Genomic DNA, 805 nt, shown 5'->3' on the forward strand with positions numbered 1-805 from the left:
TTTGATCGCGATGTGATTGAAAGGCTGCAAGACTTGCGATGGTGGGATTGGCCCGCAGAAACAATCACTCGGGCCGAAGATGCCTTGCTTTCAGGCAATATCGATGCGTTGGAGCGCATTGCTTCTGAGATATAAGGCGGCCAATCCGGCCGCCCTTTCGCGTATTCAGTGCCCGCCCAGAATACCGGTGCGGACCGAATAATCCACAGCCAGTTCGTAATCCGGGTCATCATCGCTGTCGACCATCAGATGGCCGGCCTTGTTCAGCAGTGTATGACAGTCACGGCTCAGGTGCCGCAGCATGACGCGTTTGCCAGCCGCTTCGTATTTGGGGGCGATGTTTTCGATAGCCTGCAGCGCGGATTGGTCCACGACACGGCTGGCTGCAAAGTCGATGATGACGGTCTCGGGGTCGTTTGTTACGTCGAACAGCTCCACGAAGCCCTCGGACGAGCCAAAGAACAGCGGGCCCTGAATTTCATAGACCTTCGCCCCTTCTTCCGTTTCCGAGTCGCGCGTAACCGCGTGGATGCGTTTGGCGTTATTCCATGCATAAGCCAGGGCAGAGACAATCACACCTACCACAACAGCCACCGCAAGGTCTTCCATCACGGTGACGACTGTCACCAGTACGATCACGAACGCATCCATCAAAGGCACCTTCCGCATGATCTTCAGCGAATTCCAGGCGAAGGTTCCGATCACCACCATGAACATCACACCGACAAGTGCGGCCAGTGGAATCTGCTCGATCAGAGGCGAACCCACCAGGATGAAGAGCAACAGAAATAGCGCTGCAGCGATA

Annotated in this window: 1 protein-coding gene; it reads right to left on the reverse strand. The window is 55.8% G+C overall.

Translation table 11 applies throughout. From position 1 onward, the window contains the following. Positions 1 to 165: 165 nt before the first annotated feature. Positions 166 to 805 (reverse strand): STAS domain-containing protein (locus ACR0EL_RS22100; RefSeq protein WP_480502303.1); only part of this gene is annotated, 640 nt, incomplete at its 5' end.

The organism is Ruegeria sp. AH12 (assembly GCF_056541465.1).